This window comes from Bacillus methanolicus PB1, from assembly GCF_000262755.1.
Lineage (GTDB): Bacteria > Bacillota > Bacilli > Bacillales > Cytobacillaceae > Bacillus_Z > Bacillus_Z methanolicus.
On sequence record NZ_AFEU01000001.1, the window covers coordinates 232,798 to 252,936 of the forward strand.

The 20,139-nt window shown below is 39.2% G+C and carries 20 protein-coding genes; all 20 read right to left on the reverse strand.

All coding sequences use genetic code 11. The annotated features are described in order from the left end of the window. A complete protein-coding gene (locus PB1_RS00995; protein WP_003350190.1) occupies window positions 1–1,197 on the reverse strand; it encodes a flagellar hook protein FlgE in 1,197 nt (398 codons plus the stop codon). A gap of 172 nt (window positions 1,198–1,369) precedes the next feature. Beyond that, window positions 1,370–1,795, reverse strand: a complete 426-nt coding sequence (flgD, locus tag PB1_RS01000; protein WP_003350191.1) for a flagellar hook assembly protein FlgD — start codon at window positions 1,793–1,795, stop codon at window positions 1,370–1,372. Between the two features lie 9 nt (window positions 1,796–1,804). Continuing rightward, a complete protein-coding gene (locus PB1_RS01005) occupies window positions 1,805–3,070 on the reverse strand; it encodes a flagellar hook-length control protein FliK (RefSeq protein ID WP_003350192.1) in 1,266 nt (421 codons plus the stop codon). Window positions 3,071–3,100: 30 nt separating this feature from the next. Next, window positions 3,101–3,715: a MotE family protein gene (locus tag PB1_RS01010; protein ID WP_003350193.1), complete on the reverse strand. Its 615-nt coding sequence runs from the start codon at window positions 3,713–3,715 to the stop codon at window positions 3,101–3,103. A gap of 8 nt (window positions 3,716–3,723) precedes the next feature. Then, window positions 3,724–4,167 carry a flagellar export protein FliJ gene (gene fliJ / locus PB1_RS01015; protein ID WP_003350194.1) on the reverse strand — a complete coding sequence of 148 codons (444 nt, stop codon included), beginning with the start codon at window positions 4,165–4,167 and terminating at the stop codon, window positions 3,724–3,726. A gap of 4 nt (window positions 4,168–4,171) precedes the next feature. Further along, window positions 4,172–5,488 (reverse strand): flagellar protein export ATPase FliI, encoded by a 1,317-nt coding sequence (gene fliI / locus PB1_RS01020; protein WP_003350196.1) that lies wholly within the window; start codon window positions 5,486–5,488, stop codon window positions 4,172–4,174. Next, complete coding sequence (fliH, locus tag PB1_RS01025; RefSeq protein ID WP_238533089.1) at window positions 5,485–6,261, reverse strand: flagellar assembly protein FliH; 777 nt, start codon at window positions 6,259–6,261, stop codon at window positions 5,485–5,487. Before fliH ends, fliI begins: the two co-directional genes overlap by 4 nt. After that, the gene (fliG, locus tag PB1_RS01030; protein ID WP_003350200.1) at window positions 6,245–7,261 is read right to left on the reverse strand and encodes a flagellar motor switch protein FliG; all 1,017 of its coding nucleotides are present in this window, start codon (window positions 7,259–7,261) and stop codon (window positions 6,245–6,247) included. The genes fliH and fliG overlap by 17 nt, the downstream gene beginning before the upstream one ends. An 11-nt stretch (window positions 7,262–7,272) precedes the next feature. Next, window positions 7,273–8,862, reverse strand: a complete 1,590-nt coding sequence (gene fliF, locus PB1_RS01035) for a flagellar basal-body MS-ring/collar protein FliF (protein WP_003350201.1) — start codon at window positions 8,860–8,862, stop codon at window positions 7,273–7,275. Between the two features lie 70 nt (window positions 8,863–8,932). After that, on the reverse strand, window positions 8,933–9,244 hold the full coding sequence (fliE, locus tag PB1_RS01040; protein ID WP_003350202.1) for a flagellar hook-basal body complex protein FliE: 312 nt from the start codon (window positions 9,242–9,244) through the stop codon (window positions 8,933–8,935). A gap of 11 nt (window positions 9,245–9,255) precedes the next feature. Then, window positions 9,256–9,708, reverse strand: a complete 453-nt coding sequence (gene flgC / locus PB1_RS01045) for a flagellar basal body rod protein FlgC (RefSeq protein ID WP_081485596.1) — start codon at window positions 9,706–9,708, stop codon at window positions 9,256–9,258. A gap of 8 nt (window positions 9,709–9,716) precedes the next feature. Next, complete coding sequence (flgB, locus tag PB1_RS01050; RefSeq protein WP_003350204.1) at window positions 9,717–10,112, reverse strand: flagellar basal body rod protein FlgB; 396 nt, start codon at window positions 10,110–10,112, stop codon at window positions 9,717–9,719. Between the two features lie 429 nt (window positions 10,113–10,541). Continuing rightward, entirely contained in the window at window positions 10,542–11,321 is a 780-nt protein-coding gene (gene codY, locus PB1_RS01055) for a GTP-sensing pleiotropic transcriptional regulator CodY (RefSeq protein WP_003350205.1), read from the reverse strand. 99 nt (window positions 11,322–11,420) lie between these two features. Next, complete coding sequence (gene hslU, locus PB1_RS01060; RefSeq protein ID WP_003350206.1) at window positions 11,421–12,824, reverse strand: HslU--HslV peptidase ATPase subunit; 1,404 nt, start codon at window positions 12,822–12,824, stop codon at window positions 11,421–11,423. Between the two features lie 20 nt (window positions 12,825–12,844). Next, window positions 12,845–13,387: an ATP-dependent protease subunit HslV gene (gene hslV / locus PB1_RS01065; protein ID WP_003350207.1), complete on the reverse strand. Its 543-nt coding sequence runs from the start codon at window positions 13,385–13,387 to the stop codon at window positions 12,845–12,847. Window positions 13,388–13,408: 21 nt separating this feature from the next. Beyond that, on the reverse strand, window positions 13,409–14,311 hold the full coding sequence (gene xerC / locus PB1_RS01070) for a tyrosine recombinase XerC (RefSeq protein ID WP_003350208.1): 903 nt from the start codon (window positions 14,309–14,311) through the stop codon (window positions 13,409–13,411). 63 nt (window positions 14,312–14,374) lie between these two features. Next, on the reverse strand, window positions 14,375–15,682 hold the full coding sequence (gene trmFO / locus PB1_RS01075) for an FADH(2)-oxidizing methylenetetrahydrofolate--tRNA-(uracil(54)-C(5))-methyltransferase TrmFO (protein ID WP_003350209.1): 1,308 nt from the start codon (window positions 15,680–15,682) through the stop codon (window positions 14,375–14,377). A gap of 153 nt (window positions 15,683–15,835) precedes the next feature. After that, window positions 15,836–17,908 (reverse strand): type I DNA topoisomerase, encoded by a 2,073-nt coding sequence (topA, locus tag PB1_RS01080; protein ID WP_003350210.1) that lies wholly within the window; start codon window positions 17,906–17,908, stop codon window positions 15,836–15,838. Between the two features lie 289 nt (window positions 17,909–18,197). Continuing rightward, on the reverse strand, window positions 18,198–19,058 hold the full coding sequence (dprA, locus tag PB1_RS01085; protein ID WP_003350212.1) for a DNA-processing protein DprA: 861 nt from the start codon (window positions 19,056–19,058) through the stop codon (window positions 18,198–18,200). 163 nt (window positions 19,059–19,221) lie between these two features. After that, window positions 19,222–20,124: a succinate--CoA ligase subunit alpha gene (gene sucD, locus PB1_RS01090; RefSeq protein WP_003350213.1), complete on the reverse strand. Its 903-nt coding sequence runs from the start codon at window positions 20,122–20,124 to the stop codon at window positions 19,222–19,224. Between the last annotated feature and the right edge of the window lie 15 nt (window positions 20,125–20,139).

Sequence of the window (20,139 nt, forward strand, 5' to 3'; positions counted from 1 at the left end):
TTAGCGTTTCAAGTTTACTAGTTCTTGTAATATCTCATCAGATGTCGTAATAATCCGAGTATTTGCCTGAAAACCGCGCTGAGCGGTAATCATTTCCGTAAACTCCTCAGAAAGGTCGACGTTGGACATTTCGAGGGAACTTGCTGCGATGGTACCTCGTCCATCTCCTGGTACATTTATATTAGCCGTACCGGAGTTAATAGATTCTTGGAATAAATTATTTCCGGCTTTGGTTAATCCAGACGGGTTGCTGAATTTTGCAAGAGCGAGTGTTCCTAGTTGCAATACTCTGCCATTTGAAAAAACTCCATTAATTTCTCCATATTGTCCAATGTTAAAACTTTCAAGAGAACCTTGAATTGTACCATCTGGTGAAAATAATGCGTTTAGATTATTTCCATTTGTTGTAATATTACCAAATGAAACCGTAATAGGAATATTAAGTTTTCCTCCATTACCATCACTAACTTCTAAATTTTTAGAAGCTGGATTATAGGTAGCATTAAAAGGGTTTACTCCATAATCAACATCGATAACTAAAGGAGTTGTACTAGTAAGAGATCTATCTTGTAAGGTTAATTTCCATTTATTAGTTCCATTTGACTCTACTTTTAGTTCTACAGTATGTTCATCTCCAATATTATCTACGACTTTTATTTGTTGTAATTGTGTTGTTGTGCCTGATACCGAGGAAGGGAAATTTCCGTCAATTGTAATCTTAGTAGTTATTTGTGCTGGTACAATCGCGTTAACATCAACTTTGATATCTTGTAAAGTACCATTTGAATAGGATTGTACTTTATAACCGTCAGCATTAACTAATGTTCCTTCTTCATCCAAATAAAAATTCCCAGCTCTAGTATAAAACTGCGCATCTCCCTGTTTAACAATAAAATATCCATCACCTGAAATTGCCAAATCTAACGGTCGTCCAGTCGTTTGCAAGCTTGATTGAGTATGAATCGTATCAATGGTAGCCAGAGTAGACCCTAATCCTACCTGCATCGGGTTTTTACCTCCGCGATTATTTTGTGCAGCGCTGGCACCGGAAATGGTTTGATTCATTGTATCTTTAAACGTTACCCGTCCTTTTTTGTAGCCGAAAGTATTAACATTCGCGATGTTGTTACCAATTACGTCTAATTTCGTTTGGAAATTTTTCATTCCGCTGATTCCGGAGTACATTGAACGCAGCATAATCAGCTACTCCTTTCGATTATGTATTATTTGACGAATGGCTGATTGCAAATGTATAGAAAAAGAATTTTGGTGCGGTTGCCTCTTTTTAAGCGATCGTATTTGATGAGGGTATTCGTGCTGTGTTAAATAGGACAAAAAACATATTTGTCTATCCAACCAATTCCTTTGCTTATTCAATTTTTATAATTTGAGAAGAAGCAATGCTAGAATGTTCGTTGTCATCGAGTTGAAATAATGTTTTCCCGTCTTTGAAAGAAACAGATTTAACAACTGCCGTTTTTTCCTCATTATTTTCATTTAAATAAGTGACGGTTTTCCCAATCAACATGCTTGCTTGAAGCATGTTGTTTTGTTCTTGGGACTTCAAGAAATTTTCAAGCGATTTCCCCATGTTTGTAATCTGTTCAAGCGTACTGAACTGGGCCATTTGGGCAATAAAGTCCTTATCTTGCATCGGATTTAACGGATCCTGATTTTGTAGCTGGGTCATGAGAATCTTCAAAAAATCATCTTTCCCCAAAATGTTTGTACCGGTTTTCCGTATGTTTTGCTGATAATTTGACAGCAACAAAGAAGAATCAATCGTATTTGTCATTGTCTTCACCTAAACTTCCGTATCGAGAAGTATTTGTTCAAAAGAAAGAGCAGTCTCTATTGTCTTTTCATGCTTTTTATTTTGCTGATCTTTTTCTTGATGCCTTTCGTGCCCTTGCTGATGAGGGTCACGATTTAAAAATCGTTCCTGCTGGGACATTTGCTGAGAAATTTCAATCCGTTCAACTTGAATGTTTTGCGAGCTGAAAGCTTGTTTTAACCCTTGCAATTGCGATTCCAATGCGTCTTTCGCAGCCCCGGTCGTTGTCAATATTCGTGCGACAATTGATTGATCTTTTTGAATTATTTCAATTCTTACTGACCCTAAATGTTCCGGGTATAGTTTCAAAAAAAGTTTTTGCGTTCCGCCGTTTTTTGAAAACTGGCTTTTCGCTAAAATTGATTCAAACTGCTGAATGAATTGTTCTGTTGATACATTCTTTCCCGTTTTGTCGAGCATCAGTGTAAGCTGTTCCGCTTTAGACATTTGATTCGGCGAAAAAAATGCACCAAAAGTTCCGTCTTGTTTAATAGAATTGTGCCGGTTTTCGGAGGCTCGTTCGCTCACATTTTTTTTATTTAATTCAGCTGCCAGCGGCATAAAGGTCTTCCGCAGATATTCCAGCTTTGAACCATTTTTTTGTTGAACGAATGAAATCGATTCAAGTTTTTCTGCCGCTTGCTTTATAAGCAGCTTTAAATCGTGGTTCCTATTAAAAGGTTCATGATATTTGGAAAGTAAATCATAAAGTTTGGCTGCTTTGGCAACATCAGCCGCATCTTTCGAAAATAAATGGTCAACACTTGATAAAATTGCAACAACCATCGGCAATAAAAATTCAATTTGATCAGAATCTAACATTTTGCCATCGATTTGGTCGGAAAAAATTCCTTCAATAACGTTTTGTTTTCCGTTAGCATCTGTTGCGAATGAATGAATCCGATCGACAAGTGCGCTCCATTTCATATCGTCCATTCCCATATAACCGAGAATCAATTCGAGAAGATTTTCACTGGATCTTGATTGAACTTGTTCTATTAAATCCAAACCGCCCTCCAACTCAACCAAATCCATTGCTTGAAGAAAATCAATAAGCTCGGTTAATTCATCTGATGAAAGCCCTGTTTCCGTTTCTTTTACCATCTCACTTTCAGCGGAAGTGTCTTTTTTGAAAGATGCAAGAACTCCCGCAAAGCTTCCCATGCTTTTTTCCGCAGACGTTTGCTTTGGACTTCCCATGTCCGTATGAACAACTCCTAATCCTGCGATTTCCACGACCTCACCTCCTTTCAGAGCAATAAATCATCATTCCAGATTTTCTGATAAATTTTCTTTTTCGTCCGTTAAAAGTTCCGTATATTTTGCTGCTTCTTCAGGAGACATGTTTTCCATGATGCCGGCAAGCGTATCCGCTTTTATATTTGTTAATATTTTTAATGCTTCTTCGTTTTTCATCTTAGTAATAATCGGTGCAGCTTTTTTGGCAGACATTGTTTCGTATGTGCGTACGATGTCTTTAAATGCCCGTTTGTTTTCTTCCTGAATGGCAGCTAATTCATCAATTTGGCTTTCAAGCCGTTTTTTTTCAAGCTTCAATCTATCAATCTCTTTATCCTTGTTTTGCATTTGTGACTCAAGCCGACTAATTTTTGCTTCCTTATCTTTTATTTCCCCTTCCAGCTCGACCATCGTTTGTTCGATTTCTGTAATGGATTTCGAATTTTCATCTTTAAAAATATTTGAAACTACTGGTATTTTTTTGCCATACTCTTTAGCTGCATCAAACACATTTATTCCGGCAAACGTCATGACGATAAGGGCAACGACAAACGCAAACAGCATTGGGATCGCTACGATATAAAGTAACCACTGTAAACGGCCGTATTTTTTCTCTTCTTGTTCTTCGAAAACTTTTTCCATATAACCACCTAGTTTTCCCGATTCATGAATTGCTTTATCGAGATATCATCCATTTGTTTGCCTTCAGAATATATTTGTTCTTCTATATAATGAAGGAAATCTTTTTCTTTAATTCTTTTGAACTTTTTCACTTCAATATTTTTTTCCAACAGTTTTTCTTGATAAAAGTACATTCGATTTCTGGCATTCATGACCATTTTTTGATAATATTCAATACTTTTTTCTAAATTTCCAATAAACTGCTGATGATGCCTGATTTCTTGAACTGAAAGGCCGCTTACGAGGCGAGAAAATTGATAGGCTTCTAGATCTTCTTTCTTTTTCATAAGTTCATACAGTTTTTCTGCTGCTTCTTCAAACTTTTTTACAGATTCATTATAAATATTTAAAGCTTCGTCTTTTTCCCTTTCTTTCAGAGATAAGATCTTTTCGAACTTATAATGGTACCGCATGAAATTATTCACCCTCTTGAATAAATTGATATAGTGCTTCAATGCTTTCCTGCATGGTTACTTTTTCATGCGTTGCTTGTTTTAAAAACGTTAAAATCTTTGGATATAAACGGATTGCCTCATCTATCTCCTTCGATGATCCCCGTTTATATGCGCCGATATTGATTAAATCTTCAGAATTTATGTAGGTGCTTAATATTTCCCGAAGCTTTTCAGCAGCCTTGCTATGGCTTTCTGAAACAATATGATTCATAACCCTGCTTATACTTTTTAAAACATTGACGGCAGGATATTGACCTTTATTCGCAAGGTCTCTGTCTAATACAAAGTGGCCATCCAAAATCCCTCGTACTGTATCCGCGATCGGCTCGTTCATGTCATCTCCGTCAACAAGAACGGTGTAAAAAGAAGTGATTGAACCATTCTCATTTGTTCCAGTCCTTTCAAGCAGTTTTGGCAATACAACGAATACGGAAGGGGTATAACCTTTTGTCGTCGGCGGCTCGCCTACCGCCAGTCCTACTTCTCGCTGGGCCATGGCAACCCTTGTCACCGAATCCATCATGAGCATAACATTAAGTCCTTGATCTCTGAAATATTCTGCAATCGCTGTTGCAGTATATGCTCCCTTAATCCTCATCAATGCCGGCTGGTCTGAAGTAGCAACAACCACAATAGACCGTTTTAAGCCCTCCGGTCCGAGATCGCGTTCAATAAATTCTCTTACTTCACGCCCGCGTTCCCCGATCAATCCGATCACGTTTAAATCAGCAGTTGTATTACGGGCGATCATACCAAGCAAAGTACTCTTTCCGACACCGCTCCCTGCAAAAATTCCGACGCGCTGCCCGTTTCCAACAGTCAAAAGGCCGTCTATCAGCCGTATTCCAACTTCAATAGGTTCAGAGATAGGCGGCCGGCTCATTGGATTTGGCGGGGCCTGTTCAGTAGGAACAGCTGTTAATCCTTTCGGAAGGACAGAACCGTCAAGCGGCTGGCCTAAAGAATCAATGACTTTGCCGACTAAAGCGGCTCCAACCTTTATTTCCAGCGGCTTAAGTGTTGCTTCGACAAGACATCCCGGCGAAATATCATTTACAGTTGTATAAGGCATTAAAATAACATTCTCTTCTTTAAAACCAACAACTTCACATAATATTTTCCTCTTTTGCTGACTGCCGGCATAAATATAGCAAACATCGCCAATAGAGCTTTGCGGGCCCTGGGATTCGATCATCAACCCGATAACCCTTTTCACTCTTCCGTACCTTTTAAAAGTATCTATTTGGTCAATTTGCTTTAATAAGCCGGCAATCTTCATTTTTCTTCACTCTCCAACAGTTCAAAAAGCTTTTTTTTCACTTGGTCAAGTTGGCTGTCGATGCTGGCATCTATTCGTCCGTTCGCTGACTCTATAATGCAGCTTGTTTTGGATAAATCTTCATCCGGATAAATATAAAAATTTGTTTCTCTCGGGAAAATTGAGTGCAGCTCTTCTTTTTGCGACAACAAAAATCCATAATGGATGGGATGAACGTGCAATTGAATTTCCCGATATTCTCTTGCTTCTTTTAATGCTCTTTTTACGAGAGGGAGAAATTCCTCTTCGTTTCTGTCAATTATTTTCCCGAGTATTTTTTCAGATACTTTGAGCGCCAACCCCAAAATTGCTTTATCTGATGACTCAAGAGTCAGTCTGTAATCTTTTTTTGCTGAATCAATTACTTCCCTGGCTAACTCGATCGATTCTTTGTATTCTTGAAATCCTTTTTGCCTTCCTTCTTTATAGCCCGCTTGAAACCCTTCATGCTTTGCTTGTTCACTAATGGCTGCTTTTTCCTGTTCCCAAGCAAGCTTTTCATCTTCGACCTGCTTTCTGATCATCCTCGCATGGTCGTTTGCTTTTGAAACAATTTGTTCCGCATCTTTATGCGCTTGCTCTATTAAGCTGTTTCTCTCTGAATCTAATGAGACAAGTGATTGTTTTTCAATTTCATGTTCAGTGCGGTGCAGTACTTTAATCGAAATCACTTTGTTTCCTTCTTTTTCCTGGTTTGCCCTGTAGGATTTGATTAACCTAGACAATGATATCATCTCCTCCGCCGCGGGCAACGATAATTTCTCCAGACTCTTCAAGCCTGCGGATGATTGCGACAATTCGTGATTGAGCCTCTTCTACATCACGAAGGCGAACCGGCCCCATCAATTCCATTTCTTCCTTAAATGTTTCAACCATACGTTGGGACATATTTCTGAAAACAATCTCTTTCACTTCATCGCTTGAAACTTTCAATGCAAGCATCAAATCTTCGTTTTCACAATCACGGATGACCCTTTGAATTGCTCGATTATCTAGTGTAACAATGTCTTCAAATACAAACATTCTTTTCTTGATTTCTTCTGCCAATTCCGGATCCTGAATTTCGAGTGCATCTAAAATTGTCCGCTCCGTAGCCCGATCTACTCCGTTAAGAACTTCCACCACTGCTTCTATGCCTCCTGTTTGCGTATAATCCTGCGTAACTGTAGCTGAAAGTTTTCTTTCGAGGATCTGCTCCACCTCATTAATAATTTCAGGGGATGTTCTGTCCATTTCCGCTATTCTTCTCGCAACATCAGCCTGCATTTCCTGAGGAAGCTCCGAGAGTATTTGCCCTGCTTGGGCTGCATCAAGATATGACAGTATTAGCGCTATTGTTTGGGGATGCTCATTTTGAATAAAATTCAGGATTTGTGCAGGGTCGGCCTTTCGTGCAAAGTCAAAAGGTCTTACCTGGAGAGAAGAAGTAAGACGGTTAATTATGACCGACGCCTGTTCTGGCCCGAGCGCTTTTTCCAAAACACTCTTGGCGAAGCCAATGCCTCCTTGTGAAATATAATCTTGGGCAAGTGCTATATTATGAAATTCTTCTAGAACTTGTTCTTTTGAGTGCGGTTCAACTTTTCTGACTCCTGATATTTCTAATGTCAGCTTTTCGATTTCCTCTTCAGTTAAATGCTTATACACAGAGGCAGATACATCCGGGCCGAGTGTAATAAGAAGTATGGCTGCTTTCTGCTTTCCTGTTAATTCCCTTTGTTCTTTTTTTGCCATGAAACCACCTCCTAATCCTCAGCGATCCATGTCCGGAGCAGTTTTGCAAAATCTTCAGGTTTTTCTTTTGCCAATTTCTCAAGCTGTTTTCTTCTCAGACTGCTTTCAGTATCTTGCTCCTCATTAACATCAGGAACGTTAAACGGAATTGTTTCTTCTTCCTCAGCGAATTCTTCCTCGAATTCTTGGTTTCTCTTCGCCCTGATATATAGAAAGATCAATAAAGCGATGATTGCTAGCAAAATTCCTCCTACGGCATAAGCCCACCAAGGAAGAACATGAGCTTTTTCATCGGAAAATTCTATTTTCCCTTTAAATGGCTGAACAGAAACTACCACTTTATCCTCAATCATTTCATCGGTTAATTCTGTATCTGCTGCTTTTTTATCAATCGTTGTTCGAACAATTGTGCCTAATATTTTTTTAATATCGTCCACTCGCTCTTGCGGGAGTGAATTCGGATCGTCAGGTACTGGAGGTTCAACCATTACTTGAATCCCCAAATCGCGAATCTTATATGGACTTTCGCTAATTTTTTTCTGAATCCGGTTTACCTCATTGTTGATTGTTTCTTCAATTTTTTCATAATCCCCATTTGATCCTTGTGCAGCTTCATTATAATTCGTCACATCATTTTCACCAGTACCAACGACGCCGCCGGCCTGATCCGGATTGCCAGTGAATGTTTCCGTTATTTTTTGAGCACTGATTGCAATACCTTCCATATTTTCTTTATCAACTGGTTCAACGATGTTTTCTTCCCTATTTTCTTGTGTAAAGTCGATATCTGCAGTGACGGAAACAACTACTTTATCACGGCCCATAAGAGTGCCGAGCATGTTTTGAACTTGTCGCTGTACATCACGCTCAACTTGCTTTTTAATTTCCTGCTGTGAAGCAAATGCGGCAGAAGGTGAAGAATTTTCTTTTTTTAAGTCAAAATACTCAAAATACTGATTCATAATGACGATATTATCAGTAGGAAGATTTGGGACACTTTTTGAAACTAAATGATAAAGTGCTTTTATTTGCTCTTCTTCAAACTGATAACCAGGTTTTGTTTCTAAGACGATAGAAGCTGACGCCTCCTCGGATTGATCGGAAACAAATATCCCTGTTTCGGGAAGGTTAATCATCACTTTCGCATCTTTTATCCCGTCAATGCCTTTAATCAAATTTGCAAGTTCGGTTTGCATAGCATCGAGCTTTAATACATTGAACTCGTTTTCGGTCATGCCGAGTCCCGCGTTCTGGCCGAAAAATGAATAATCAATATTTCCGGACTTAGGAATTCCCTCGGCAGCCAGCTCAACTTTTAACGTATTTACATACTCTTCAGGTACTTTTATTGTGGTACCTCCATCAGTTATTTCTGATTTGATTCCTCTTTCATCAAGACTTTCCTTTATGGCGCCTGTTTCTGAAGGAGACAAGTTGCTGTATAAAGGAGCCATTGTGGTTCTCGTTGCAAAAAACACGAGAGCAGCTGAAAAAATTACGACAGCAAGAAAAACTGCTAAAATTGTTATCTTTTGCTTCTTTGTTCTCGAAGTCCAATATTCTTTTATTTTTGTTATATATTTCTGAAACGATTGATTCATGTTATTCCCCCGGTTATTCTGTCTATGTATCGGCAGCTAATAACCGCTACTTTTCAACATTTGTAAACGATTAGACTTGCATTCTCATAACTTCTTGATAAGCTTCAATTACTTTATTGCGAATTTCGATTGTTGCCTGTAAAGTGATGCTTGCCTTTTGTGAAGCAATCATTACTTGATGCAAGTCAACATTTTCTCCGCGGGCTAGTTTTTCAGTCATTAAATCTGATTGATTTTGAGCTTTATTAATTTTTTCAATTTGCTCTTTAAGTACGGCCGCAAATTTTTGTTGTGCTTCGTATGGTGTATATGTATGAGTGGGTGCCTTTTTTCCTTCAGGTTTTAATATATGGGCCGTTAACGGAAACGATATGCTTTCCATTTCATTTCACCTTACTTTCCGATTTCTAAAGCTTTCATCATCATCGCTTTAGTGGCGTTAAATACAGTAACATTTGCTTCATATGATCTTGTCGCACTGATTAGATCAACCATTTCTTTCAGCGGATCAACATTAGGCAATGCGACATAGCCATTTTCATCAGCATCCGGATGTTCCGGATCGTATACCATTTTAAAAGGGGTATTATCTTCCACAATCCGCGTTACTTTTACGCCCCTTCCGATTGTATTCGATTCGCTGATGTTCATTGCTTTATTTAAGAAAGATGAAAATTCTCCTTCTGCCGGTTGCATCACAACCATTTTTCTTTTATATGGCTGCCATTGTCCATTAACATATTTGGCTCGGCTGGAATCTACATTAGCCATATTCGAGGAAATGACATCCATTCTTAATCTTTGAGCCGTCAGTGCGGAGGCTGTCGTGTTCATACTATGAAATATGGTCAACTCTATTTCCCACCTTTTATGACACTTTGTAGAGATGCAAATTTCCCGTTTAATCTTTCAATTAGTGCATTGTAATAAATTTGATTTGCAGCAAGATCCGCCATTTCGTGATCAATGTCTACACTGTTTCCGTTCTGGCTGTAAGATAAATTTTTTTTCGTAACAACAGGGCTATTTCCAGTAGACGACCCTTCAAAACGAAAATGCCTTTTGTCAGTCCGATAATTTTCAAATGATGAATTGAACTCTTGTTGAAACATTGACTTGAAGCTGACATCTTTTGCTTTGTAGTTAGGTGTATCAACATTTGCAATATTTTGCGAGATGACTTTTTGCTTCAATGATGAATAGTTTAATGCATTTTCCAAAATGGAAAACGTACTTGAAAATAACTTCAATTCGCTCACCTCACAAATTGTTGCTGAAATTTAATAAAAAATTGCTTATATTGGCGAAATATGTATAATCATAGTATTTATTGTAATGAAATTGCAATAATCTGTCCATGAACAAAAAGTTAAATTTTTATGCTACATAATACCTATTTTCGACAATTTTCTTTTTTTATTCAAAAATGAAACCCTGTTTAGATTTAATAACATTTAGCATTTTACTTATAACTTTCCTTTCGCCAATTATATTTTAACTGCATTTGCATCTGTTTTACCGGGGCAAAAGTCCTGTTTCACATTAAAGCGAAAGTAAAAATTATGTAAATACAAATCGAATATGTTAAAATATTGTAAAATAAGCAAAAAACTCCCCGTTTTTTGACATCAATTCGCAAAATAAAAAACCTCCGGTTAACGAAGGTTTTTTCTGCTTTATTAATTTGCTTTTAGTTTTTCCAATTCGACAAGAAACTTATCATTCAATACTTTAATATAAGTTCCTTTCATCCCAAGTGATCTTGATTCAATGACACCGGCGCTTTCCAATTTGCGGAGGGCATTTACAATAACTGAACGGGTAATCCCTACACGGTCAGCAATTTTTGAAGCAACCAGCAATCCTTCATGACCGTTTAGTTCCTCAAAAATGTGTTCAATTGCTTCCAATTCACTGTATGATAAAGAGCTGATTGCCATTTGAACTACTGCTTTGCTGCGGGCTTCTTCTTCAATTTCCTCGGCCTTTTCACGCAAAATCTCCATTCCTACAACGGTCGCACCATATTCGGCAAGAATTAAATCATCATCATGGAACTGCTCTTCAAGCCTTGCCAAAATCAATGTACCTAAGCGCTCACCGCCTCCGTTAATTGGAACGATTGTAGTTAATCCATTACGGAATAAGTCTTTATTTTCAACCGGGAATGCGGTATATTCACTTTCAACATCAAGGTTTGGTGACGTTTCCTGAATATTGAACAAGTTCTTTGTATATTCTTCAGGAAATTGGCGGTCTTCAAGCATTTTCTTCATGCGCTCATTTTCGATTTGCTGATTAATTGCAAAACCTAACAGTTTCCCGCGGCGGCTGACAACAAAAATATTTGCTTCAATGACGTCACGCAGCGTTTCGGCCATTTCTTTAAAATTAACGGGCTTTCCTGCCGCTTTTTGCAGCATAGCATTGATTTTTCTTGTTTTACTTAGTAAATCCATTATTTCTTCCTCCTATTAAATCGACCAATAAATATTTTAGTGTTTTTTCCTATTAATAATCATTACATACATTATCTAACTATCTGCGCAATCATACTATTACAAGATAAATTGACTTAAATCTTTATTTCGGGAAATTGCCCCTAATTTTTCTTCGACATACTGAGGAGTGATCGTGATTGTATCCATCGTAATATCCGGCGCTTCAAACGATAAATCCTCAAGAAGCTTCTCTAAAATCGTGTGCAATCGCCGTGCACCGATATTGTCAGTGTTTTGATTCACTTCATACGCAACTTCTGCAATCTTACGAATAGCATCGTCAGAAAATTCAATTTGTATACCTTCTGTTTCCAATAATGCTTCATATTGTTTAATTAACGCATTATCAGGTTCAATCAAAATACGATAAAAATCATCTACCGTCAGCTTTGTCAGCTCAACCCGGATCGGGAAGCGGCCCTGGAGCTCAGGGATTAAGTCTGACGGTTTCGCCATATGAAAAGCACCTGCTGCGATAAACAATATGTGATCAGTTTTAACAGGTCCATATTTCGTAACAACTGTTGAACCCTCAACGATCGGGAGAATATCCCTCTGAACTCCCTCGCGTGAGACATCAGCTGTTGAGCCCCCGCTGTTTCTGCTTGCTATTTTATCAATTTCATCTATAAAAATAATACCGTTTTGTTCAGCCCGGCTAATGGCATCCTGAATAACCTCATCCATATCAATTAATTTTTGAGCTTCTTCATTCGTTAAAACTTTTCGTGCTTCACGGACAGGCAGCTTTCTTTTTTTTCGTCTTTTTGGTAATAAACTGCTGAGTGCATCTTGCATATTCACTCCCATTTGCTCTATGCCTGAACCTTGAAGCAAATCAAACATAGAAGGCTGCTGTTCTTCAACTTCAACCGTAACAATTTCATCTTCAAGCTGGCCTAGAGACAGCTTTTCTTTTATTACTCTTCTTTTTTCTTGAATGGTTTGATCATCTGAAATGCTTGCTTCCGCATCTGTCTGAGAATTTCCTCCACCGAAGAGCATTTCAAGAGGATTTTTATAATTGGCAGATTTTTTGGCTGAAGGAACAAGCAGCTCAACCAGTCTGCGATTGGCATGCTCTTCCGCGCGTTCTTTTACACTGTTCATTTTTTCTTCTTTTACTAAACGGACAGATGTTTCAACCAGATCACGAACCATTGATTCGACATCGCGCCCAACATAACCGACTTCGGTGAATTTCGTTGCTTCTACTTTAATAAAAGGAGCCCCGACGAGTTTAGCCATCCGCCGGGCGATTTCAGTTTTACCAACCCCTGTGGGCCCAATCATTAAAATATTCTTTGGACTAATTTCATCCCGAAGTTTTTCACTTAGCAAGTTTCGTCGATATCTATTTCGTAAAGCGACTGCAACAGCTTTTTTTGCATCTTTCTGTCCGATAATATACTGGTCAAGCCGCTCAACGATTTGTCTTGGTGTTAAATTTGTCGTTTTCACCACATTCCACTTCCCTTCCGTTATAGCTCCTCGACGATAATATTGTGATTCGTATAGACGCAAATTTCCGCTGCTATTTCAAGCGCCGCTTTAGCAATCTCTTTGGCAGTAAGCACTTCACCGGCATATCGCTTTAATGATCGTCCCGCAGAAAGCGCATAATTCCCGCCCGAACCAATGGCAAGGATGCCATCATCCGGCTCAATTACTTCTCCGGTTCCAGAAATTAAAAGCATATTGTTTTCATCCATTACAATCAGCATTGCTTCCAACTGACGTAACACCTTGTCGCTGCGCCATTTTTTTGCTAACTCAACAGCTGCTCTTTTCAGATTGCCGTTAAATTCCTCAAGCTTTCCTTCAAACATTTCAAAAAGAGTAAAAGCATCGGCAACAGAACCTGCAAAACCCGCAATCACTTTACCATTGAACAACTTGCGGACTTTTCTTGCAGTATGCTTCATCACAACCGCATTTCCGAATGTAACTTGGCCGTCCCCGGCCATTGCACATTTCCCTTTATGTTGAATGGCAAAAATGGTCGTTGAGTGAAATTGTGACAAATTTCTTCCTCCTTTAGGAGTCTATGCCCTCGGATGATGGGACATATACGTTTTTCTTAAAAATTCATTTGTAACATGAGTATATACTTGAGTTGAAGATAAATATGCGTGTCCCAAAAGCTCCTGCACCGTTCTCATATCAGCTCCGTTGCTCAACAAATGCGTCGCAAATGTATGGCGCAGCTTATGTGGGTGTATTTTTCCGTTAAGGGAAGATTTTTCGATCAGTGAATTTAAGATCACACGGATGCCTCTGTCCGATAAAGGGCCTCCCCGAAAGTTTACAAATAAATAATCGTGTGTCTCTTTGCCATTTAATAATTGCTTCCTCCCGTCATTTATGTAGACTTCCAATGCTACATGTGCAAAACTCCCGAATGGAACATACCGTTCTTTATGTCCTTTTCCGTGAACGAGTACTGTTGCTAAATACATATCAAGATCAGAGAGCTTAATATGGCTGCACTCGCTGACGCGAATGCCGGTAGCATATAAAACTTCAAGAAGAGCCCTGTTCCGCTGGCCAAGAGGAGTATTATCCTCACAAGCTTTAAACAGTTCTGCCAATTCCTCTTCATAAAAAAAATCGGGAAGCCTTTTCTCTTGTTTAGGCGTGGAAACAAGAGAAAAGGGATTTTCTTTTACAATCTTTTCCCTCAGCAAAAATTTATAAAAGCTTCTAAGACTTGATATTTTACGTGCAACCGATTTTCTTGAAAGTTTTTTCTCATAAAGCTTTGTCAAATACAAGCGCACATCAAAATATTGTACATCGGCCAGTCCGCCTATCGCTTGTTCAGAAATGAACATAAAGAAATCTCTTATATCCTGTTGGTAATGCTCAACTGTATATTGTGAGTAATTTTTCTCTATTTGTAAATATTCAATAAATAACTTTAATGAAACTTTCACATTTGCTATCACGAGCACCACACCTCACAAGGGCTACATAATATTATCATAAATTACTAGCCCTTGCAATGAAATTTACAAATTTTTCACAAAGTTCTGAATTGTTTCCAATGCTCTATTTGCATAACTTTCATTTCTCTCTTTTTTGCTTTTGATCTTTTCAGGAAGCTCAGGAAACAACCCAAAATTGGCATTCATCGGCTGAAAATTGTCCGGGTTGGCAGTCGTTATATACCGCGCCATGCTTCCGATGGCTGTTTCACTAGGAAACTCAACAAGGTCCTGCCCTTTAACAAGGCGGGCAGCATTAATACCGGCTATTAATCCGCTGGCTGCCGATTCTACATACCCTTCTACTCCTGTCATCTGCCCGGCAAAAAATAAATCCGGCCGGTCTTTGAACTGGTACGTTGCTTTTAACACTTTCGGTGAGTTTATAAATGTGTTGCGGTGCATAACGCCATAACGAACAATTTCAGCATTTTCAAGACCCGGAATCATGCGGATAACTTCCTTTTGCGGTCCCCACTTCAAATGTGTTTGAAAACCGACAATATTATAAAGTGTTCCTGCTGCATCATCTTGGCGAAGCTGAACAACCGCAAACGGCCTCTTTCCTGTACGCGGATCTTCCAATCCGACAGGTTTCATTGGCCCAAACAGCAATGTTTTTTTTCCTCGGGATGCCATTACTTCAATTGGCATGCATCCCTCAAAAAAGATTTCTTTTTCAAATTCCTTTAAAGGCACTGTTTCAGCAGAGATAAGCGCATCATAAAAGCGGTTAAATTCCTCTTCAGTCATCGGGCAGTTTAAATAAGCCGCTTCTCCTTTATCATAACGAGATTTTAGATAGACTTTATCCATGTCGATACTGTCTTTTTCAATGATAGGAGCTGCTGCATCGTAGAAATATAAATAATCTTCGCCTGTTAATTTTCTCAACTGCTCTGACAGCGCCTCGCTTGTTAATGGTCCGGTAGCAATGATCGTAGGCCCTTCCGGAATTTCTATCACTTCCTCATTAATAACCGTCACATTTTCATGGTTTTTCACCCGGTCAGTAACTTTTGCCGCAAATTCATGACGGTCAACAGCAAGGGCTCCGCCTGCAGGAACCGCGCAATCATCTGCAGAACGAATGATAACAGAATCAAGTATTCTCATTTCTTCTTTTAAAACGCCGACAGCATTTGTTAATGTATTTGCCCTTAATGAATTGCTGCAAACGAGCTCAGCAAATTTATCGGTATGATGGGCAGGTGTTTGTTTTACCGGCCTCATTTCATATAATCGAACCTTTATTGCGCGCTTTGCCAGCTGCCAGGCAGCTTCACTTCCGGCAAGGCCCGCACCGATCACGTTAACCGTAGTTTCATTCATTCTATGTTCCTCCAAATTAGCAAACTAAGTTTATAAAATTTTTATGTCAAATTCCATGTTTTTTATTTGCATTTGTGTCCAAAAATGCTTTTACAATACGAAATTAAATACGAATAGTTCAATAGAAAAGAGTGAGCCTCGAGCTCACCCTGATTATTGCTGTTCCTCTTTGTAATCACATGCAATGCATTGAACTTGGACGCCCTTTTTAAGTTTCTTTTCCACAAGCAAGTGCTCGCATTTAGGGCAGCTGCGCGGCAAAGGCTTATCCCAAGAGATGAAATCACATTCAGGAAAACGGTCGCACCCGTAAAAAACCCTGCGCTTTTTACTTTTTCTTTCAATGATATTACCTTCTTTACATTTCGGGCACTTCACGCCAATTTCTTTTACAATTGGTTTTGTATTGCGGCAATCAGGAAAATTGCTGCAAGCCATAAATTTTCCGAAACGGCCCATTTTGTAAACCATTGGATTGCCGCATTCATCGCAATCTTCGCCGGCGGGTTCATCTTTTATTTCAACTTTTTCCATCTCTTGTTCCGCTTTTTCAAGGTGTGTGGCAAAGTCCCTATAAAATTCATCGATAATTTTTACCCATTTTACTTTGCCGACTTCAATATCATCCAAATCCTTCTCCATTTTTGCAGTAAATTCAACATCTAGTATATCCGGGAAAAACTCTAAAATCAAATCTAAAACAATTTCCCCGAGCTCCGTTGGAACAAAACGCTTATTATCAAGGGAAACATAGCCTCGTTTTTGAATCGTATCAAGGGTCGGAGCGTATGTTGAAGGACGCCCGATTCCGAGCTCTTCCAAAGTTTTTACCAAGCGGGCTTCCGTATAGCGCGGAGGAGGCTGCGTGAAATGCTGTTTTGGTTCAATGTCTGTTTTCAGCACTTCATCTCTTTCCGCCAATTCAGGAAGCATATTTTCCTTTTCTTCGGTTTGATCGTCCGTTCCTTCTACATATACTTTCATAAATCCGGAGAATTTAATTTTTGAACCTGTCGCTCTGAAAAGAACATTACCGTTTTCCAGATCGACACTCATTGTATCCATTACAGCTGGAGCCATTTGGCTTGCAACAAATCTTTCCCAAATAAGTTTGTACAAACGAAGCTGGTCACGTGTAAGAAACTCTTTAACACTTGACGGGTCGCGGAAAGTGCTTGTTGGGCGTATTGCTTCATGAGCATCCTGGGCATTGGATTGTTTTTTCTCCTTTCGCTTTTCCTCCTGAAGATACTCCTTGCCAAACACATTTTCAATATACTGAGCCGCTTCAGATTGAGCGACTTCCGATACGCGGGTAGAGTCGGTTCTCATGTATGTAATCAAACCGACCGTACCTTCTTTTCCAAGATCAATTCCCTCATAAAGCTGCTGCGCAAGCATCATCGTTTTCTTGGTTCGAAAACTTAACTTTCGAGCTGCTTCCTGCTGCAAAGAAGAGGTTGTAAAAGGCGGAGCCGGATTTCGTTTTCTTTCTTTCTTCGCAACAGATGCTACTTTAAATTTGTCTCCTTTAATTTGTTTAAGAACGTTCTGAACTTCATCTTCCGTCCTTAAATCTACCTTTTTCCCGTCGATTCCAAAGAAAGATGCTTCAAACGCTTCTTTTCCTTTTAAAAAATGTGCGCCTATTGTCCAATACTCTTCCGGAACAAATTCTTTAATTTCTTTTTCCCTGTCGATGATCAATCTTAATGCAACCGATTGAACTCGGCCGGCGCTCAATCCTTTTTTAACTTTTTTCCAAAGCAGAGGGCTTATATTATAGCCAACCAATCTGTCGAGAACACGGCGTGCTTGCTGTGCATCGACAAGATCCATGTTGATCGGCCTTGGATGTTTAAACGATTCTTTAATCGCATCTTTTGTAATTTCATTAAAAACAACCCGGCAGTCTGAATTGATATCTATATCAAGACTATTGGCCAAATGCCAGGCAATTGCCTCACCTTCACGGTCAGGGTCAGCTGCCAAGAAAATTTTCTTTGCTTTTTTCGCTGCTGTCTTTAATTCTTTTAAAACAGGTCCTTTGCCGCGAATTGTAATATACTTCGGTTCATAGTTATGCTCTATATCAACACCCATCTGGCTTTTCGGCAAATCACGGACATGCCCCATGGATGCTTTTACTTTATATTTTTTTCCAAGATACCTTTCAATCGTTTTCGCCTTGGCCGGCGATTCCACGATTACAAGAAAATCTGACATCCAGTAGCCTCCTTAAGAGGGATAATAAATTAACTATTATTATTGTGCAATCTATGGGAAAATGTCAAAGAAGATTATTGTCGGTAACCGTTAACAATTCAGTGCAATGTATTTAACCAACATCTATTATTAGCATCAAGTCCCATTTCTAACACCTGTTGCAAAATGTATAACAGTTTATAAATAATTTCAAGCTTTTTGTTAAAAATTTTTTAACTTCAGGTCATGGTACGAGTTTTTTGTTTATTGATTTATATCAATACAGAAAGCAAAACATTCCAAAAAGCTGTTAAAATGAAAATTCTTCAAAAATATCTTCGGGCCTGATTACCATTTTAGCTCCTTGTTGTATCAATTCATTTGTCCCTAGCGAATATATACTGAATATACTGCCGGGCAAGGCAAATACTTCCCTGCCCTCATTAAGTGCATAGTTAGCCGTAATTAAAGAACCGCTTTTCTTTTTTGCTTCTATTACTAATGTACCTGAGGTAAGGCCGCTAATGATTCGATTTCGCATTGGAAACTGCCATTTTGTCGGCCTTGTATCCGGAGGGTATTCAGAAATGACAAGCTGGGTCCTCATCATTTCGACGGCCAATTTTGCTGTTTCTTTCGGGTAAAGGTGATAAAAACCGCCCGCAATCACACCGATCGTCCGGCCCTTATATTCAATAGCATAGCGGTGTGCCAGAGCATCGATTCCTTTTGCAAGTCCGCTAACGATGACATAATCATTTTCAATTAACTTCGGAAACAAGTATTTAATGGCTCTTTCGCCATATGCAGTTGATTCACGGGATCCAACGACCGCCAATTTACGAGGAGTTTGAAGTAGCGAAATATCGCCTTTTGCATAAATGACCCATGGCGGCTGATAAATCTCTTTCAGAAGAGCGGGATATTCATCATCAAAAATCGTAATGGCATGGATTTGATTTGAAGGGTATTGGCGGATTTGTTCACGGATGGCTTGACAGTTAAGATCTGACAAGCATTCAGAATAAACAGGAGAGTGTTCCATTAAATAAGGGGAGTCCTTTGAAAGAGATTTTAGCTGAGGGTCTTGTTTCAGAAAATAATATATGGTCTTCCAGGTAATTCCCCGGCAATGATGCAAGTGAATAAGCCGGTTTCGAAAATTATCCATTTTTCAACCTCCGATATCGTTTTTGAAGAAAAGCAGATGAAGAAATAAGGGCTGACACATAATGGTCTGATTCCCTCCTGAAATGACAAAATATAGAATTTTTTTATTGAATTGAAGGAGTCTGACCCTTTGCTTATGAGTCAGCTCCTTTCATTAGAATAAATTAATGTGTTTTACATTTGTCGTAAAGTCCTTTTTCTTTTAAGACTTTAATTAATGTTTCACCCATGACTGCCGGTGTATCAGCAACTTCGATACCGCACTCATTCATTACGCGGATCTTTTCATCAGCTGTTCCTTTTCCTCCTGAAATAATCGCGCCGGCATGGCCCATACGTTTTCCCTGAGGTGCTGTGCGTCCGCCGATAAAGCCGACAACCGGTTTTGCCATATTCTCTTTAATCCAATGTGCAGCTTCTTCTTCTGCTGTACCGCCGATTTCCCCGATCATAATTACGGCAAATGTTTCGGGGTCTTCATTAAACGCTTTTAAAACATCGATGAAATTAGTGCCATTTACAGGGTCTCCGCCAATGCCGACAGCGGTAGATTGCCCGATGCCTGCTTGTGTTAATTGGTGAACCGCTTCATATGTTAGTGTTCCGGATCGGGAAACAACGCCGACATGTCCTTTTTTATGAATGTATCCAGGCATGATGCCAATTTTGCACTCTTCGGGAGTAATAACACCAGGGCAGTTGGGACCAATAAGGCGTGTTTTCTTTCCTTCCATGTAACGTTTTACTTTTACCATATCAAGAACAGGAATATGTTCAGTAATACAAATGACAATATCAAGCTCTGCATCTACCGCTTCTAAAATGGCATCAGCTGCAAATGGAGCCGGTACGTAAATAACAGAAGCGTTCGCACCTGTTGCTTCAACAGCTTCTTTAACTGTATTGAATACAGGTACTCCTTCAACATTCATGCCGCCTTTTCCGGGAGAAGTTCCTCCAACTATTTGCGTACCATATTCAAGCATTTGCTTTGTATGGAAAAGGGCAGTTGAACCTGTAATCCCTTGTACGATCACTTTCGTATCTTTATTAATGAAAATGCTCACTTTAATTCCCCTTTC

Coding starts and splice junctions, on each gene's coding strand:
- fliJ (WP_003350194.1), bottom strand. CDS start 4,167: ATGCGGTACCATTATAAGTTCGAAAAGATCTTATCTCTGAAAGAAAGG.
- PB1_RS01010 (WP_003350193.1), bottom strand. CDS start 3,715: ATGGAAAAAGTTTTCGAAGAACAAGAAGAGAAAAAATACGGCCGTTTA.
- topA (WP_003350210.1), bottom strand. CDS start 17,908: ATGTCAGATTTTCTTGTAATCGTGGAATCGCCGGCCAAGGCGAAAACG.
- fliH (WP_238533089.1), bottom strand. CDS start 6,261: ATGATATCATTGTCTAGGTTAATCAAATCCTACAGGGCAAACCAGGAA.
- trmFO (WP_003350209.1), bottom strand. CDS start 15,682: ATGAATGAAACTACGGTTAACGTGATCGGTGCGGGCCTTGCCGGAAGT.
- dprA (WP_003350212.1), bottom strand. CDS start 19,058: ATGGATAATTTTCGAAACCGGCTTATTCACTTGCATCATTGCCGGGGA.
- fliG (WP_003350200.1), bottom strand. CDS start 7,261: ATGGCAAAAAAAGAACAAAGGGAATTAACAGGAAAGCAGAAAGCAGCC.
- fliF (WP_003350201.1), bottom strand. CDS start 8,862: ATGAATCAATCGTTTCAGAAATATATAACAAAAATAAAAGAATATTGG.
- fliI (WP_003350196.1), bottom strand. CDS start 5,488: ATGAAGATTGCCGGCTTATTAAAGCAAATTGACCAAATAGATACTTTT.
- codY (WP_003350205.1), bottom strand. CDS start 11,321: ATGGATTTACTAAGTAAAACAAGAAAAATCAATGCTATGCTGCAAAAA.
- PB1_RS00995 (WP_003350190.1), bottom strand. CDS start 1,197: ATGCTGCGTTCAATGTACTCCGGAATCAGCGGAATGAAAAATTTCCAA.
- flgD (WP_003350191.1), bottom strand. CDS start 1,795: ATGACAAATACGATTGATTCTTCTTTGTTGCTGTCAAATTATCAGCAA.
- fliE (WP_003350202.1), bottom strand. CDS start 9,244: ATGGAAAGCATATCGTTTCCGTTAACGGCCCATATATTAAAACCTGAA.